Genomic DNA, 16,575 nt, shown 5'->3' on the forward strand with positions numbered 1-16,575 from the left:
TGATAAAATAAACGGTATATCGAAAAACCGGAAGGAAGTGGGATCATGAGCCCTTTCGTGCATCTGCATGTGCACAGCGAATACAGTTTATTGGACGGGGCGGCGCGCATTGCCGATCTGGTGCGCCGGGCCGGCGAACACGGCATGAAGTCGCTGGCGCTGACCGATCACGGAGTGATGTACGGGGCGATCCCTTTTTATAAAGCGTGCAAGGAGAACGGCATCAAGCCGATCATCGGCTGCGAGGTGTATCTGACGGCGGGCTCGCGCCGCGAACGCGGCAGCCGCAAGGATCAGCCGATCTATCACCTGATCCTGCTGGCCCGGAACGAAGAAGGCTATCGAAATCTGATGAGGCTCGTTACCATCGGCCAACTGGAAGGCTATCACTATAAGCCGAGAATCGACATAGAAGCCCTTGCCGCGCATGCGGAGGGCCTTATTTGTCTAAGCGCCTGTCTCGGCGGAGAGGTGCCGCAGCATCTGCTCTACGGGCGGGACGGTGAGGCGAAGAAGGCGGCGCTGCGATACAAGGAGATCTTCGGCGGAGACTTCTATCTGGAGCTTCAGGATCACGGAATGTCCGAGCAGAAAAGAGTGAATCCGAAGCTGATCGCCCTCGCCGAAGAAACCGGCATCCCTCTGGTGGCCACCAACGATGTGCATTATCTGTCTCGGGAGGATTCCGAGGTTCAGGACGTGCTGATCTGCATCGGAACGGGGAAGACGGTGGAAGACGAGGACCGGCTGCAAATCGGAACGGATCAGCTTTATCTTAAGAGCGGCGAGGAAATGGCCGCGCTGTTTCCGCATGTCCCGGAGGCTGTTGCCAACACGGCAGTCATCGCTGAACGGTGCAATCTGGAGCTGGAATTTGGCAAGCACATACTGCCCGCCTACTCCCCGCTGCCGGAAGGACTGGATGCCGCCGCCTATTTAAGGCGGCTGTGCGAAGCCGGCCTTGAAGAACGCTACAAAGACACTCCCCGGTGGGAATCGGAGGAGAGCCGGAGGCTTGCAGAAGAGCGGCTGTCCTATGAGCTGGGCGTTATCGAGACGATGGGCTTCTCCGATTATTTTCTGATTGTCTGGGATTTTATCGCCTTCTGCCACAGAGAAGGCATTGCGACAGGACCGGGGAGGGGCTCGTCCGCCGGAAGCCTCACCGCCTACTGCCTGCGCATTACGGATGTCGATCCGCTGAAGTATAATCTGTTGTTCGAACGCTTCCTGAACCCCGAGCGGATTACGATGCCCGATATCGATATCGATTTCAGCGACGAGCGCCGCGACGAGGTCATCTCGTATGTCTCCGGCAAATACGGCGAAGAGCATGTCGCTCAGATCATTACGTTCGGAACCCTGGCGGCTCGGGCGGCGGTCCGAGACGTGGGACGGGCGCTGAACCTTCCCTACGGGGATGTGGACAAAGCGGCGAAGCTGATCCCGGGGACGCTTGGCATCAGCATCGAGCGGGCGCTGGAGAGCAGTCCGGATCTTAAAGCGCTGTACGAGGGCAGCCCGAAGACCCGCGATTTGCTCGACATGGCGATGAAGGTCGAGGGCATGCCGCGTCATGCCTCGACGCATGCCGCCGGGGTCGTTATCTCCCGGGGGCCGCTCACAGATGCGGTTCCGCTGCAGGAGGGCAGCGAAGGGACGGCGTTGACCCAGTATTCGATGGAGCATCTGGAGAGCGTCGGGCTGCTGAAGATGGACTTTCTGGGCCTTAGAACGCTGTCGATTATCGAGCGCTGCATGAACTGGGTCGGAGAGATGACCGGGAGCCGGCCGGATTTCCGGAATATTCCCGACAGCGACGAAGCGACGTATGCGATGCTGGGCCACGGCGAGACGACGGGCGTGTTCCAGCTGGAATCGGCGGGGATGCGCCGCGTGCTCAAGGAACTGAAGCCGACGGTCTTTGAGGATATTATTTCCGTCCTGGCGCTGTACCGCCCGGGTCCGATGGAATTCATACCGAAATATATTCAGAGCAAGCACGGGCTTGCCGAAGTGGAATATCCCCATCCCGATCTGATTCCGATTCTGTCCGACACCTACGGCATCATCGTCTATCAGGAGCAGATCATGCAGATCGCTTCGGCGATGGCGGGCTTCTCGCTCGGCGAAGCGGATCTGCTGCGCAGAGCCGTATCCAAGAAGAAGCGCGAGACGCTGGACCGGGAGCGCGGCCATTTTGTCAGGGGAAGCCTGAAGCAGGGCTATGAAGAGGCGGACGCAAACGCGGTCTACGACATGATCGTCCGCTTTGCCGATTACGGCTTCCCTCGCGCCCATGCCGCGGCTTACGGCGTGCTGGCCTTCCAGACGGCCTACCTCAAGGCGCATTATCCGGTGCCGTTCATGGCTTCGATGCTGACAGCGGTGACGGGCGTCCACCGCAAGGTGGCGGAATATGTGCTGGAATGCCGGCGCATGGACATCGGCGTGCTGTCTCCGGATGTGAACGAGAGCGGCGTGCTGTTCACGCCGGTGGACGGTGCGAGCGGCGCGGGCGGACATATCCGCTTCGGGCTGGCCGCGATCAAGAACGTCGGCACGTTGGCCGTAGAGAGCATTCTGGAAGCCCGGAAGGAGCGTCCTTTCGACAGCCTGCTCGATTTTTGCCGCCGGGTCGACCTCAGAGTCTGCAACAAGCGCGTCGTGGAATCGCTGATCCAGGCGGGGGCCTTCGACAGCCTGCCGGGACACCGGGCGCAGCTGCTTGCCATGCTGGACGAGACGACGGAAGCGGCGGCCAAATGGCGCAAGGAGCGCGAGGAGCTGCAGATCCAGCTCTTCGACGACCTTGTCGAAATGCCGAACTGGGACATCCGGTACCCCGATGTTCCGAAATTTACGGCAGGCCAACAGCTGGAGCTGGAACGAGAGCTGCTGGGCCTGTATTTGTCGGGTCATCCGCTGGACGACTACGCGGAGCTGCTGGAGCAATCCGGTGTGCAGCGCCTGATGGATCTTGGCGAGGCGCCGGATGAGAGCCCGGCGGTTACAGCCGGCATGATCGTATCCGTCAAGGAGATTATGACCAAGGCGGGCAAAGCGATGGCCTTTGCCGAATGGGAGGACCAGATCGAGCGCTGCGAGGTCGTGCTGTTCCCCGAGGTGTGGAAGCGCAGCCGCGCGCTCGTCGACAAGGGCGCGCTGCTTGCCCTGCGCGCCAAGGTCCAGCAGCAGGACGAAGGCTTCAAGCTGCTGGCCGACGAGGTTGCGCAGCTGTCGCCGGACACGCTGCGCGCCCTGCTGCAGCGCCGCGCGGCCGCGGCCGCGCGGCCGCAGGGCCGCCCCGCGCCGGCAGGCTCCGGCGCGCCGAAAGCGGCGGCCGCCCCAGCCGCGGCCGCAGGAACTGCCGCCGGCGGCCGGGGCCCGGCCGGGCCGCCGGGCGGCCTGGCGCCTGCCGCGCGGGCACCGCGGCAGGCTGCTGCGCCGCCGGCGGCGGGCTCCGCCGGCCAGCGCGCGTACATCAAAATCACGGCCGCCGCCGAGGAAGGCGGCCTCCTGCCGCAGCTGAAGGAGCTGCTGCAGAATCATCCCGGGGCTGTCCCGACGCTGCTGTTCTATGAGCGGGAGCAGAGGCTCATCGCGCTAAGCGACAGCTTTCGGGTCAAGCCTTCACCGGAGCTGTTCGGGCTTGTCGAATCGCTGCTGGGCCCTGGAACAATAAGAATAAAATAAGAACATTTCGCCATCTTTTCGCATACATTAGGGAACCACAGGCTTCACTTGCGGAAAGGGGAATGAAGATGTCCTACCAGCTGGCGGTGAACTTACTGGAACGCAGAGGCGTTACAGTCGAGTCGATCGCCAAGATCGTATATACGCTGCAATCGGCTTATTATCCGGATTTGAGCGGGGAGGAGTGTCTGGCGAGCGTCAGTGCCGTTTTGGGCAAACGAGAGGTGCAGTACACACTGATGACAGGCATCGCTCTGGATGAGCTGGCGGAGAAGAAACAGCTGCCGCAGCCGTTTCAGGCCATCATGGAGGCCGATGAATCGCTTTACGGGGCGGACGAGACACTCGCGCTGGGGATTACCGGCGTTTACGGCATGATCGGTCTGACAGGCTTCGGCTATCTGGACAAAATCAAGCTGGGTGTCATCGGGGAGCTGAACAACAGAAAGGACGGAATCAACGTATTTCTCGACGATCTGGTCGCCGGCATCGCCGCCGCAGCTTCGGCCAGAATCGCCCACCGCCATGATGGAGCCAAGGTGTATCCCTACGACGTAAACCCGGCTTGAAGCCATGAATCCGGCGCGGTCTCTCCCGCGTTGCCTCCCTCCCCTTCTGTTGCAGGGAAAAAGAAAACTGTGTTATCATGGTTCCATTATACGGGATACGGCTTTGGAATCGACATGGGGAGGCCTCGTCAGGACATGTGGACGGTCATTTATATTGCGCCTACCGCCAAAGTGGCGGAGATGATTAAGAGCAAGTTGACGGAAGAGGGCTTTCTGGTTAAATGCCGTCCCGTCAATATGTCCAAGCAGCAGTTTGAGATTCTGGTTCCTTCCGGCGAGCTGGATGAAGTGCAGGAAGTGCTTAACCTGATTCTGCATCCCTAGATTGACATCATTGAGAGCAATCATGACAGCGGAACGCTGCATAATGCAAATAAACGGCTGAAGAGGTGCGGATCTTGTTTAAAGACTTGTTTCAGAAGAAAAGGAAATACGCGACAGTTCCTTCCCAGCGGCTGGAGCAGTTAAAAGAACCGGCGGAAGGGGAGCGGCCCAAGCGGGAGATTCCCGAAGGGCTGATGAGCAAGTGTCCCAAATGCGGTTCCATCCAGTACAGCAAGGAGCTGGAGAAGAATCTCAAGGTCTGTTCGGAGTGCGGCCATCATCTGCGCCTGAACGCTCCGGAGAGAATCGCCATGACGCTGGACCCAGGAAGCTTTATCGAGTTCGACGCAGACATGAGGTCGGTGGACCCGCTAGGCTTTCCGGGCTACAGCACGAAGCTGGAGCAGCAGCAGCTGAAGTCGGGCCAGCTTGACGCCGTCATTACGGGGCAGGGCAGCATCGGCGGGAATTCCGTTATTGTGGCGGTTATGAATTTTGAATTTTTCACGGGCAGCATGGGCTCGGTGGTAGGGGAGAAGATCACCCGCGCCATCGAGGAAGCTACTGAAAGAAAGCTGCCGCTGATCATATTTTCGACTTCCGGCGGTGCCCGGATGCAGGAGAGCATCCTGAGTCTGATGCAGATGGCGAAGACCAGCGCCGCGCTGGCCCGCTTCGGGGAGTTGGGCGGATTGTACATATCCGTGATTACCGACCCGACGACGGGAGGCGTGTCCGCGAGCTTCGCTACGCTGGGCGATATCAATATCGCCGAGCCGGGAGCCGTATTCGGCTTTGCCGGACGAATCGTCATTGAGCAGACGATCCGGCAGAAGCTTCCGGATGATTTCCAGACGGCGGAATTCAATTTGCAGCACGGCCAGCTCGATCTGGTGGTGCACCGTAAGGAAATGCGCTCCACGCTAAGCAAAATTCTGGAGCTGCATGACGTGAAAGGGGGATTTTAGAATGGCGGGGGACTTGCCTTTTGAAAAACCTCTCGTTGAAATGCGCAAAAAGATTGATGAGCTGAAGCAATTCGGCCTGGAAAAAGACATCGATTTCACCGATGAAATCTCCCGTCTCGAGGAGCGGTACAAGCTTCTGGAGGAGGAAATTTATTCGAATATTACCCCTTCGCAGAAAATGCATCTGGCCCGCCACCACGGCCGGCCGACCTCGCTCGATCTGATCGGGCTTATCTTTACCGATTTTATCGAGCTGCACGGGGATCGGCTGTTCGGGGACGATCTTGCAGTCGTCGGCGGCATCGGCAAGCTGGAGGGAGTACCGGTCACCGTGATCGGACAGCAGCGGGGTAAAGACACAAAAGACAATATCGCCAGATTTTTCGGCAGCCCGCATCCTGAAGGATTCCGCAAGGCGCTTCGGCTTATGCAGCAGGCGGACAAGTTCCGCCGTCCGATCATTACATTCATCGACACGAAGGGCGCTTATCCGGGCAACACCGCGGAAGAGCGGGGCCAATCGGAGGCGATTGCCCGCAATCTGCGTGAAATGTCAGGCCTTGGCGTGCCGGTCATCTGCGTCGTCATCGGCGAGGGCGGCAGCGGCGGGGCGCTGGCGATGGCTGTTGGCAACCGCGTACTGATGCTGGAGCACGCCATATATTCCGTCATCTCGCCGAACGGCGCCGCTTCGATCCTGTGGAAGGACGCCTCGAAGGCCGATCAGGCGGCGGAAGCGATGAAGATTACCGCGGGCGACCTGCTGGCCATGGAAGTGATCGAGGAGGTCATTCCCGAGCCGAAAGGCGGAGCGCACCGCGATTACGAGAGCACGGCCTCGGCCATCAAGGACGCCATTATCCGTCATCTGCGCGATCTGGCCGGTCTGGGCGCTGACGAGCTTAGGGAAGACCGTTATCTGAAGTTCCGGAAGATCGGTGAGTTCGCGGAAACGCAGGCGGCGGAAGAAGTATTTTCCGAGGAACCCGTGCTGGAGTCCGAAGTAAGCGAAGCCGGTCCGTTGACTCTAAATAACTAGCAATTTGCAACCCCGAAGAGGCTTCGGGGTTATTTTTTTGCAATGCCGTCAATGATGATTTATATGAAAAAAGCCGCGGAAACATTGATTTTGTTATCCAGTTGAAGTAATATTCATAAGGGCGCCGTCCATACTGCATATGACATAGTTCCTATCCAAATGGACGACTTTGTAGTAGATTTTGTAGTTGGAAAAAGTGAGACATAGAGAAAAGAAAAAACGGAGGAAAACCAAATGCGGAAAAGTAAAATTGTATGTACGATTGGTCCAGCAAGTGAATCGTTGGAGAACCTCAAGAAATTGATTCTGGCCGGAATGAATGTGGCACGCCTGAACTTCTCCCACGGTGACTTTGAAGAGCATGGAGCACGGATTAAGAACATCCGTCTGGCATCGAAGGAACTGAACAAGACCGTTGCCATCCTGCTCGATACGAAAGGACCTGAGATTCGTACAGGCAAGCTGGAAGTAGAACCGATTGAACTGGTGCAGGACGAGTACCTGACCCTGACTACGGAAGAGATTCTTGGCGACAAAAATCGCATTTCCGTCACTTACGCTGACCTTCCGAAAGACGTTCAAGTAGGCTCCACCATTCTGATTGACGACGGCCTCATCGGACTTACGGTTGTCGACGTTCAAGGCACAGAAATCAAGACCCGCATTGTCAACGGTGGCACGATCAAGAGCAAGAAGGGTGTTAACGTCCCTGGAGTTGCCATTTCCCTGCCGGGCATTACGGAAAAAGACACCAACGACATCATTTTCGGGATCGAACAGGACATCGATTTTATCGCCGCTTCCTTCGTTCGCAAAGCCAGCGACGTTCAGGAAATTCGCGATTTGCTCGAGAAACATGGTGCAAGCCATATCCAAATCATCTCCAAAATTGAGAACCAGCAGGGTGTCGACAACCTTGATGAAATTCTTGCGGTATCCGACGGCCTGATGGTTGCCCGCGGCGACCTTGGCGTTGAAATTCCGGCGGAAGATGTGCCGCTGGCGCAAAAACTAATGATTCAAAAATGTAACATTGCGGGTAAACCGGTTATCACGGCTACTCAAATGCTGGATTCCATGCAGCGCAACCCGCGTCCGACACGCGCCGAAGCGAGTGACGTAGCTAACGCGATTTTCGACGGAACCGACGCAATCATGCTGTCCGGCGAAACGGCTGCAGGGAAATATCCGGTTGAATCGGTGCTGACGATGTCCCGTATCGCCGAAAAAGCGGAATCCGCACTGAACTACCGTGAGATCTTCCTGAAACAGCAAATCGCCCAAGAAACGACAGTAACTGAGGCAATCAGCCAATCCGTATCCATCTCGGCTCTGGATCTGAACGCGAAAGCGATCATTTCCTCGACAGTCAGCGGACATACGGCACGCGTCGTTTCGAAGTATCGTCCGAAGTCCCCGATTATTGCCGTAACGACGCAAGAAAGAACTATGCGTCAACTGGCGCTTGTATGGGGCATAATTCCGGTACAAGGCTCCCCGGCTTCTTCCACGGATGAGCTTCTGGAAACGGCTGTTAAAGGCGGCAAAGACTCCGGTCTGGTAACAGCCGGCGACCTGGTGGTCATTACAGCAGGCATTCCGCTTGGACATTCCGGTTCGACGAACCTGGTGAAAGTGGAACAAATCACTGAATAATCAAGCATTAGAGATGTTTTGAGATATGCTATAAGATTTGAAATAAAAGCAATGGCATTTTTCGCCATTGCTTTTTCTTCATCCCGATTTGTGATTGGCCCCCTTTTTTTCGTAAGATAGATTATGTGCAGCTTTAGGCGGCGAGGAACAGGCATTTAGTTAACGGACGGAGAGGACATAGGAACAACATGGAGAAATTGCTGAAGCTGCGCGTCTTTTATTTGTTTTTGGGTCTTGGCGGGGGCTTGTTTTCGCCCTTCCTGACCTCGCTGCTCGTCGACAACGGGTTGAACAGCGGGCAGGTGGGGATGCTGATGGCGACCGGGACACTGGTCGCGATCCTTTTTCAGCCGGTATGGGGCATGATTTCCGACCGGTATAACCAGGCCCGTCTGGTGCTCATCTTAAGCGTCGCCGTTCCGGCGGGGCTTGCCGTTTTTTACCGGTCCGAATATTTTATTGTCTTGTTTGCGGTCTATATGATATCCACCGTTTTCTCCTCCACGCAGGCTCCCATTGCCGATTCTTACGCTATTGCCGCCGCGAGAAGAGCGGGCTCGACCTACGGCAGCATCCGGCTGATGCTAAGCTTCGGCGCGGCTACGGGAGGCTACCTCGGCGGTGTGTATGTGTCCGAATATTCCGTCTCGACCATTTGGATACCCTATCTGTTATTCAGCCTGATTACCGTACTTGTCGCGGTTACGCTGCCGAAGGAAGCGGAAGGAAATCCGATCATGACCCAGTCCTTCGCCCAAGGAATCCGGCAGCTGCTGGGAAACAGGATTTTCCTCGCTTTTTTAGGAGGGAGCTTTCTCGTCAATCAGACGATGATGGCATTTGGCTCGTATTTTGTGCTGGCTTTTGAGTCGGTGGGAGGCTCGGCGAAGTATGCCGGAATCGCGCTAATGCTTGCTTCCATCACCAATGTGCCCTCCATGCTGGTGGCGTCGCGCGTTATCGGCAAAATCGGGAGAGAGAGGATGCTGCTGCTCGCCGCCCTCGTCTATGTGCTGCGTTGGGCGATCCAGGTTATCTTCCCGTATCCTGCGGCCATGATCGGCGTTCAGGTGCTGCACGGCCTATCCTTCGGCTTCTTTCTGGTCGCGGCGGTGGAATATGTATCCAAGACGACATCGGCGGATATGCAGGCCACCGGGCAAAGCGTGTTCAATATGGTGTTTTCCGGCCTTTCGGGCATTGTCGGAAATTTGCTTAACGGCTTGCTGCTGAGCCAGGGGGGCGTCCAGCTCATGAACATCTCCTGTATGCTGAGCTCTGCTGCCGGAGCCTTGCTGCTCCTCTATGTGGCCCGAAGCTCCCGCAGACAGCTGTCCTCGGCAACCGAAGGATTAAGTGCCTAAACGGAAGTATAGACCGCATAAGCCAGCTTTTTTTTAAGGGGGTAACACGCATGGAAACTCAAGATTTTCTGTCAGGCTGCTGGCATGCCGCATCGTTTCGGGTCCGTTATCAGGAGAGCGACCAGATGGGCGTGGTCTATCATTCGAATTACTTGAACTGGTTCGAAATCGGGCGGACTGAAATGCTGCGCGAACTCGGCTTTACCTATCTTGATCTGGAGAAAAAGGGGCTGCTGCTTCCCGTTCTCTCGGCAGAGCTGAAGTTCAAACGATCGGCGAAATACGACGATACCGTTACCGTCTATACGCGCATCACGTCATATACACCGCTTCGCCTCGCTTTTGAATATGAGGTTCGCCGTGCGGGGGCTCCGGGAAGCGGTTTGGACGGATCGGAATCCGCCCCTCAAGGCTTTAAGTCCTCGGCGGACGGCGAATTGCTGGTATCCGGCTCCACCGGCCATGCCTGGGTTAACCGGGAGTTTGCGCCCGTGCGGCTTGACAGGACGCTGCCCGAAATTTACGGTGGCATAAGGAACGCGCTGAGGGAAGAAAGGGGGACGATATGATTATCAAAAGAAACGTGCTGTGGGCCGCGTTATTTATTATACCTGCCGTAGAACTGTTCGGCTTTATTCTGGTGTCATCCTGGTTTGGCGTGTCCAAGACGCTGCTGCTGCTGATTTCGACTTCGCTGATCGGGCTGCTGATGATGAGATTCGAAGGCAGTAAGGTGCTCCAGGACAGCAGACAGCAGATGCAGGAAGGACGGATTCCCGGCCGGACAATGCTGGATGGGTTATGTATCTTTTTTGGCGGTCTGCTGCTGATTATTCCGGGCTTTATCACGGATATTATCGGTTTTACCCTTGTTTTTCCCTTGACCCGGCCGTTGTACCGGGGAGTCCTGCTGAAGTGGATCGAGAAAAAAATGAAAAACGGCACGTTTACCTACTACAAGAGGTAAGCGTCCCGCTTGACTGGCAAAAGCGAAGGCTGCGTTATCATCATGCGGCCTTCGCTTTTTGGTGTGCGCCTGCTTCCCCCTTAACGCAGCCTGCCGCTGAGAATATAGGACTGCAGGCTGCGGAAGACCCCCGCCCTCCAAAAGGCGCCAAGCACCACGAGCGCGACCGGACCGAGAATGAGGCCTGCCGCACCGAGCAGCTTCAGACCGGCGAACATGCCGATGAGCATGGCGAGAGGGTCCAGGCCGATGCTGCTGGCCAGTACCTTGGGCTCCAGCACCTGGCGGGTAATCAGAATGACCGCGTACAGCACCGAAAGGCCGATGCCGAGCGCCATATCTCCAGTCATCCAGGAATAGAACGCCCAGGGAATAATCACAATGCCAACGCCAAGATAAGGCAGCAGATCGACAAGTCCGATCATCAGTCCGAGGACGAACGCCGATTTGACGCCCAGTATCAGCAGGCCGAGAATGACCAGGGCTCCCGTAATCGAGATCAGGACGAGCTGCGCCAGCAGGTAACCGAAGAGGGCTCTCCGCAAATCGCTCCAGATGTCCGCCGCGGCGCTGCGTAAACCCTCCGGCAGCCAATCCGACAGCATCCGCCTGCGCTTTTCCCAGCCGGTCGCCAGAAAAAAGGCGGCAAGAATGACGACAATCAGAACCGTCCCGACTGAAGGAAGAGAAGCAATCAGCTTCAGAATCAGATTGAAGATGCCGGTGACAAGCTCGGTTGCGGCGCGCCCGATGGTTTCTGTCGTTTTGCTGAGATGGCTGTCTATTGTGGCGTGATAATCCGGGTTGCTGTTGTAAAACTGATTGATCTGGTTAATGATATATTGAAGTCTGTCATTGCGGCCCCAGGAGAGGAGCAGTTCATGCCACTGCGCGGTGTGAAGGTTGAACGTTTGGGCAAGGACGGCCAGCTCTTTAACCAGACGGGTTATGAGAGCGGTAAGCATAAGACCGGCGGAGCCGATATAAAGCACCAGCGAGAGAATCACAGCCAGCCATGACGGCAGCCTAAACCCCTTCAGAAGCTCCACGACCGGACGTATGCTGTATGCGAGCAGCCATGCGAGGCACAGCGGGTAAAGCAGGGGAACCAGTACATAAAGACAGAACACTACAAGAAAGATGGCGAATACGACCCACAGGCCCCGCAGCACTCGTTGTAACGTCAGCCGGTCCATCCTGATTCTCCTTTCGATCAAGCTTCCAGGAACATAAACATGCTTTTAATTTAGGTATTATGCAAATGCCCAGTTTGGCGGATAGCTCGTCTGATGCTCGCACTAATGTATATTCCTCTAACAGAGAAAACATCCCATTTTCAGCCCTCTAAACGGAAAATACAAAGATGAAACGCCCGGTACTGAAGGATTTTTCTATATCTCCGATAAAATCATTTGATGCGCTGAAAAGCTTCCACTTAGTTCACGTAACCGACAATTTCCGGTATGATAAATAGAGGACTCTGCTCTGCATTCCTGAAATTATTACCGGTGACTGAAAATGGTGGAATGCATAATTATTCATTCTTTAGAATATTTCAAATTGTAAATGTTTTCACGGAAAACCCGCTTTTTAAATATCCAGTGGCAAAGGAGAGAATATATATGACAGTTATCAAAGGACTGGAAGGCATCGTTGCGACTACTTCCTCGATCAGCTCGATTGTGGACGGCGTGCTCACCTATCGCGGCTATGATATCGACGATCTTGCTGAACATGCCAGCTTCGAAGAGACTGCCTTTTTGCTCTGGTTCGGCAGTCTGCCGACCACGGCGGAGCTGGAGAAGCTCAAGCGCGATCTGAGCGATTTCGCCGCCATTCCGGAGCCGCTGATTGAGCAGATGAAGCTGTATCCGAAGGATGCCAACACGATGGCTGCCTTGAGATCCGCCGTATCGAGCCTGGCGCTGTTCGATGAGGAAGCCGACGATATGAGCCGCAGCGCGAACGAGATCAAAGCGGTGAAGCTGCAGGCGAAGATTCCGACGATTGTGGCGGCTCTGGCACGTATCCGCAAAGGGCTTGAGCCCATTGCTCCGAAGCCGGGCTTCTCCATCGCCGAGAACTTTTTATACATGCTCCGGGGCGATCAGCCCGATATGGTGTCGGTCAAAGCGCTTGATACGGGGCTCGTGCTTCACGCCGACCATGAGCTGAACGCTTCAACCTTTGCCGGAAGGGTAACGGTTGCCACTCTATCGGACATTTACTCCGGCGTCACCTCGGCGATCGGCGCCCTCAAAGGGCCTCTGCATGGCGGGGCGAATGAAGCTGTGATGAGAATGCTGGAAGAAATCGGCAGCTTCGAGAATGTGGAGCCTTATATCCGCGGCAAACTGGCGCGCCGGGAGAAGGTAATGGGCTTCGGTCACCGCGTGTACAAGAACGGCGATCCGCGCGCGAAGCATCTGATGAAGATGTCGCGGGAGCTGGGCGCAATGAAGGGTGATACGCGGCTGTACGACATGTCCGTGAAGATCGAGGAGCTGATCACCGGAATTAAAGGTCTCAAGCCGAATGTCGATTTTTACTCCGCCTCCGTGTATACTCAATTAGGCATAGACCGCGAACTGTTTACACCGCTCTTCGCCATTAGCCGGGTATCCGGATGGACCGCTCATATTCTGGAGCAGTATGAAGACAACCGCATTATCCGTCCGCGTGCGGAATACACGGGTCAAGTGGAGCAAAAATACGTTCCGGTCACTGAAAGATAAGCCGTCTCTTTGGCGCGCCTGCCTCTAGCAGGAAAGGTGCCGTCTTCAGATGACGGGTCACTTAAGGGGCGTACGCTTTTTACTGCCGGTTTTTCGGCGGTAGTCAAAGCGGCGAGCGTATGCCCCACATTAACTTTTAAGGAGGAATTACACACCAATGCTGAAACTCGAAAAATATGCTCTGCCGACAGAAGGCGAACAAATTACCATTGACAACGGAAAGCTGCAGGTCCCGAATCATCCGATTATCCCTTTTATCGAGGGTGACGGAACGGGACGCGACATCTGGAAAGCCTCCAAAAGAGTGCTGGACGCAGCGGTCGACAAAGCTTACGGCGGTACCAAGAGCATTGCCTGGTACGAGGTTTTTGCCGGAGAGAAAGCATTCAATACATATGGGGAGTGGCTTCCGAACGATACGCTTGAAGCGATCCGCGAATATATCGTGGCGATCAAAGGGCCGCTTACGACCCCGATTGGCGGAGGCATCCGTTCGTTGAATGTGGCGCTGCGCCAGGAGCTGGATTTATACGTTTGCCTGCGCCCGGTGCGGTATTTTGACGGCGTGCCTTCCCCGGTGAAGCGTCCAGAGCTGGTCGATATGGTCATTTTCCGCGAGAACACCGAAGATATTTACGCTGGCATCGAATACCAGGAAGGCTCGGAGCAGGTCAAGAAAGTGATCGAGTTCCTGCAGCAAGAGATGGGCGTGAACAAAATCCGTTTCCCGGAAACGTCGGGCATCGGCATCAAGCCGGTATCCTCCGAAGGCTCGAAGCGCCTCGTGCGCGCAGCAGTGGAATATGCGATCAAGCATGGCCGCAAGAGCGTCACTCTTGTGCATAAAGGCAACATCATGAAATTCACCGAGGGCGCGTTCAAGAACTGGGGATACGAAGTGGCCGAGCAGGAATTCGGCGACAAGGTGTTCACCTGGAGCCAGTACGACGCCATCAAGGAGGCCGAAGGCGCCGATGCGGCAAACGCGGCCCAGAAGAAGGCTGAGCAGGAAGGCAAGATCATTATCAAGGACGCCATTGCCGACATCGCGCTGCAGCAGGTGCTGACGCGTCCGACGGACTTTGACGTTATTGCCACGCTGAATCTTAACGGTGACTATCTGTCCGACGCTCTGGCTGCGCAAATCGGCGGCATCGGCATCGCTCCGGGAGCGAACATCAACTACGTGACCGGACATGCCATTTTTGAAGCGACGCATGGTACGGCGCCGAAATACGCCGACAAGGATGTCGTGAATCCGGGTTCCGTCGTTCTGTCCGGGGTAATGATGCTTGAGCATTTGGGCTGGCAGGAAGCCGCCGATCTGATCTACAAAGGTATGAGTACCGCAATCAACAACAAAACCGTTACTTACGATTTCGCTCGTCTGATGGAAGGAGCAACCGAACTGAAGTGTTCTGAGTTCGCTGATGAAGTGATCAAACACATGTAGTGAGGACGATCACATTGGCCATCAAACATGTAAATAATGCAGCGCCTGTAGTCAATGTGTGACGAATTGACAAAAATATGAACGGCATCCCCATTTTATTTCGATAAAATGGGGATTTTCTTTTGAGAAGCGGTGGCAATTGGTTATAATATTTACGAATGTAACTTATATCATAGACTTATCGGGAGGAATCTGATATGGATTGGGATGTTTTAATGTTCTTACATATGATCGGCATGCTGGCGTTGGGATTCTACCTGGTGCTGCCTTTCATCCTTGGCCGGATGGAGAAGCTTTCTCCCGCGGCCAAGGAGGGGGCGCTTAGCGCCATTACCGGATTTAACCGTTTCGCCCAATACGGCCTTGTTGTCCAACTGCTAACAGGAGGCTATCTGATGACCAAAGCAGATGTTTCGGTTCCGTGGATGATTATCGTAACGCTGCTGCTGCTCGCGATGTTCGCCCTGGGCGGCATTATGAGCAAACCGCTTCGGTTGGCCGCCTCAGGCATGAAGCAGGGCCGAAATGTATCCATAGAAACCGGCAAAATCCGCACATTGAGCGCACTGCTGGCGGTATGCTTGCTGGTCATACTGTTCTTTATGGCTTTTGACGGGATTATTTAAGCCGCACACAGCCGTGCGTATTGCCGCTTCCTTACGGGAGCGGTTTTTTTGTGCTGCGGGGGACGGCGCTCTTAGGTTCCTGTCTAGCGTAATGGACAAGCTTCCAAATGGGCCGGTCTTCGGCTGGGCCGGGACAGGCCTGTTTGAGCCTCCGGCAAATGGTTAATTTAACTATCGTAAAGGGAACGCATAATTGCACATCCCAAAGACATCCTAAGGAAAGTCTGAGCTTTTACAAACTTTCGAAAGGAGAATGAAAGATGTCCAATAGCAGTCAGCAAACCCAGAAGACGCTGCCGCCACAGCATCAGGATCGTCAACCCGGCCTGGAATCGGAAATGACGCCGCGGCCGAAGTATGAGCCGGCGGCATACAAAGCGGCTGGCAAGCTGCTTGGCAGGGCGGCGCTCATTACAGGCGGTGACAGCGGGATCGGCCGCGCGGTTGCCGTGGCTTTTGCCAAGGAGGGGGCCGATGTGGTCATTTCCTATCTGAACGAGCACACTGACGCCGAGGAGACGAAGCGGCAAGTCGAGCAGGAAGGGCGCAAATGCATTCTCATATCCGGCGATATTGGCGTTGAAGCCTTCTGCCAGGATCTCATCAACAAATCGGTGGAGGGTCTTGGCAAGCTGGACATCCTCATCAACAATGCCGCGGAGCAGCATCCGCAGGAAAAGATCGAGGATATTACTTCCGAGCAGCTGGAGCGGACGTTCCGCACGAATATTTTCTCGATGTTCTATTTGACGAAAGCGGCGATGCCTCATTTGAAAGAAGGCTCCACCATCGTCAATACGACGTCGATTACGGCATACAGAGGAAACCCTCAACTGCTGGACTATTCGTCCACTAAAGGCGCTATCCTTGCCTTCACACGCTCGCTTGCCATGAATCTGGCCGACAAAGGCATTCGCGTCAACGCCGTCGCGCCGGGTCCGATCTGGACACCGCTCATTCCGTCCACCTTTGACGAGAAAAAGGTCAGCGAGTTTGGCTCCACCCAGCCGATGAAGCGTCCGGGGCAGCCGGAAGAGCTGGCGCCGGCCTATGTCTATCTTGCTTCCGATGATTCGACGTATGTGACCGGCCAGGTTATGCACGTCAATGGCGGAGAAATCGTGAACGGCTAACCGTTCACGCCTTGAAATCAACCGCGTTAGCGGTAGGGTACAAAG

14 protein-coding genes are annotated in these 16,575 nt (G+C 55.6%); 13 read left to right on the forward strand and 1 reads right to left on the reverse strand.

From position 1 onward, the window contains the following. Positions 1 to 45 precede the first annotated feature (45 nt). The 9 genes from PSAB_RS08695 to PSAB_RS08735 all read left to right on the forward strand — a co-directional run bounded on the left by PSAB_RS08695 (position 46) and on the right by PSAB_RS08735 (position 10,583). Positions 46 to 3,696, forward strand: coding sequence for a DNA polymerase III subunit alpha (locus PSAB_RS08695; protein ID WP_025334189.1), 3,651 nt, complete (start codon positions 46 to 48; stop codon positions 3,694 to 3,696). Positions 3,697 to 3,764: 68 nt separating this feature from the next. Beyond that, positions 3,765 to 4,265 carry a phosphatidylglycerophosphatase A family protein gene (locus PSAB_RS08700; protein WP_025334190.1) on the forward strand — a complete coding sequence of 167 codons (501 nt, stop codon included), beginning with the start codon at positions 3,765 to 3,767 and terminating at the stop codon, positions 4,263 to 4,265. Between the two features lie 135 nt (positions 4,266 to 4,400). Next, positions 4,401 to 4,589, forward strand: coding sequence for a hypothetical protein (locus tag PSAB_RS08705; protein ID WP_025334191.1), 189 nt, complete (start codon positions 4,401 to 4,403; stop codon positions 4,587 to 4,589). A gap of 74 nt (positions 4,590 to 4,663) precedes the next feature. After that, positions 4,664 to 5,557 carry an acetyl-CoA carboxylase, carboxyltransferase subunit beta gene (gene accD, locus PSAB_RS08710; RefSeq protein ID WP_025334192.1) on the forward strand — a complete coding sequence of 298 codons (894 nt, stop codon included), beginning with the start codon at positions 4,664 to 4,666 and terminating at the stop codon, positions 5,555 to 5,557. 1 nt (position 5,558) lies between these two features. Next, on the forward strand, positions 5,559 to 6,596 hold the full coding sequence (locus PSAB_RS08715; protein WP_025334193.1) for an acetyl-CoA carboxylase carboxyltransferase subunit alpha: 1,038 nt from the start codon (positions 5,559 to 5,561) through the stop codon (positions 6,594 to 6,596). A gap of 234 nt (positions 6,597 to 6,830) precedes the next feature. Further along, a complete protein-coding gene (pyk, locus tag PSAB_RS08720; RefSeq protein ID WP_025334194.1) occupies positions 6,831 to 8,252 on the forward strand; it encodes a pyruvate kinase in 1,422 nt (473 codons plus the stop codon). 188 nt (positions 8,253 to 8,440) lie between these two features. Continuing rightward, positions 8,441 to 9,616 carry an MFS transporter gene (locus PSAB_RS08725; RefSeq protein WP_025334195.1) on the forward strand — a complete coding sequence of 392 codons (1,176 nt, stop codon included), beginning with the start codon at positions 8,441 to 8,443 and terminating at the stop codon, positions 9,614 to 9,616. A 50-nt stretch (positions 9,617 to 9,666) separates the two neighbouring features. Further along, positions 9,667 to 10,185, forward strand: a complete 519-nt coding sequence (locus tag PSAB_RS08730; RefSeq protein WP_025334196.1) for an acyl-CoA thioesterase — start codon at positions 9,667 to 9,669, stop codon at positions 10,183 to 10,185. Next, entirely contained in the window at positions 10,185 to 10,583 is a 399-nt protein-coding gene (locus tag PSAB_RS08735; protein ID WP_025334197.1) for an FxsA family protein, read from the forward strand. Before PSAB_RS08730 ends, PSAB_RS08735 begins: the two co-directional genes overlap by 1 nt. 80 nt (positions 10,584 to 10,663) lie before the next feature. Here PSAB_RS08735 and ytvI read toward each other — a convergent pair whose 3' ends face one another. After that, a complete protein-coding gene (gene ytvI / locus PSAB_RS08740) occupies positions 10,664 to 11,779 on the reverse strand; it encodes a sporulation integral membrane protein YtvI (RefSeq protein WP_025334198.1) in 1,116 nt (371 codons plus the stop codon). 426 nt (positions 11,780 to 12,205) lie between these two features. On the opposite strand from ytvI, the gene citZ reads away from it, so the two are divergent. The 4 genes from citZ to PSAB_RS08760 all read left to right on the forward strand — a co-directional run bounded on the left by citZ (position 12,206) and on the right by PSAB_RS08760 (position 16,530). Next, positions 12,206 to 13,318 carry a citrate synthase gene (gene citZ / locus PSAB_RS08745; protein ID WP_025334199.1) on the forward strand — a complete coding sequence of 371 codons (1,113 nt, stop codon included), beginning with the start codon at positions 12,206 to 12,208 and terminating at the stop codon, positions 13,316 to 13,318. 157 nt (positions 13,319 to 13,475) lie between these two features. Continuing rightward, a complete protein-coding gene (gene icd, locus PSAB_RS08750; RefSeq protein ID WP_025334200.1) occupies positions 13,476 to 14,771 on the forward strand; it encodes an NADP-dependent isocitrate dehydrogenase in 1,296 nt (431 codons plus the stop codon). 197 nt (positions 14,772 to 14,968) lie between these two features. Next, positions 14,969 to 15,397: a hypothetical protein gene (locus tag PSAB_RS08755; protein WP_025334201.1), complete on the forward strand. Its 429-nt coding sequence runs from the start codon at positions 14,969 to 14,971 to the stop codon at positions 15,395 to 15,397. Positions 15,398 to 15,657: 260 nt separating this feature from the next. After that, on the forward strand, positions 15,658 to 16,530 hold the full coding sequence (locus PSAB_RS08760; RefSeq protein WP_025334202.1) for an SDR family oxidoreductase: 873 nt from the start codon (positions 15,658 to 15,660) through the stop codon (positions 16,528 to 16,530). Positions 16,531 to 16,575: the final 45 nt, after the last annotated feature.

Source organism: Paenibacillus sabinae T27 (assembly GCF_000612505.1).
Classification (GTDB): Bacteria; Bacillota; Bacilli; order Paenibacillales; family Paenibacillaceae; genus Paenibacillus_AQ; species Paenibacillus_AQ sabinae.

What these genes read in the sequence shown, in the direction of transcription:
- PSAB_RS08695 (WP_025334189.1), top strand. Translation starts at nt 46, where the DNA reads ATGAGCCCTTTCGTGCATCTGCATGTGCACAGCGAATACAGTTTATTG.
- PSAB_RS08700 (WP_025334190.1), top strand. Translation starts at nt 3,765, where the DNA reads ATGTCCTACCAGCTGGCGGTGAACTTACTGGAACGCAGAGGCGTTACA.
- PSAB_RS08705 (WP_025334191.1), top strand. Translation starts at nt 4,401, where the DNA reads ATGTGGACGGTCATTTATATTGCGCCTACCGCCAAAGTGGCGGAGATG.
- PSAB_RS08715 (WP_025334193.1), top strand. Translation starts at nt 5,559, where the DNA reads ATGGCGGGGGACTTGCCTTTTGAAAAACCTCTCGTTGAAATGCGCAAA.
- pyk (WP_025334194.1), top strand. Translation starts at nt 6,831, where the DNA reads ATGCGGAAAAGTAAAATTGTATGTACGATTGGTCCAGCAAGTGAATCG.
- PSAB_RS08725 (WP_025334195.1), top strand. Translation starts at nt 8,441, where the DNA reads ATGGAGAAATTGCTGAAGCTGCGCGTCTTTTATTTGTTTTTGGGTCTT.
- PSAB_RS08730 (WP_025334196.1), top strand. Translation starts at nt 9,667, where the DNA reads ATGGAAACTCAAGATTTTCTGTCAGGCTGCTGGCATGCCGCATCGTTT.
- ytvI (WP_025334198.1), bottom strand. Translation starts at nt 11,779, where the DNA reads ATGGACCGGCTGACGTTACAACGAGTGCTGCGGGGCCTGTGGGTCGTA.
- citZ (WP_025334199.1), top strand. Translation starts at nt 12,206, where the DNA reads ATGACAGTTATCAAAGGACTGGAAGGCATCGTTGCGACTACTTCCTCG.
- icd (WP_025334200.1), top strand. Translation starts at nt 13,476, where the DNA reads ATGCTGAAACTCGAAAAATATGCTCTGCCGACAGAAGGCGAACAAATT.
- PSAB_RS08755 (WP_025334201.1), top strand. Translation starts at nt 14,969, where the DNA reads ATGGATTGGGATGTTTTAATGTTCTTACATATGATCGGCATGCTGGCG.
- PSAB_RS08760 (WP_025334202.1), top strand. Translation starts at nt 15,658, where the DNA reads ATGTCCAATAGCAGTCAGCAAACCCAGAAGACGCTGCCGCCACAGCAT.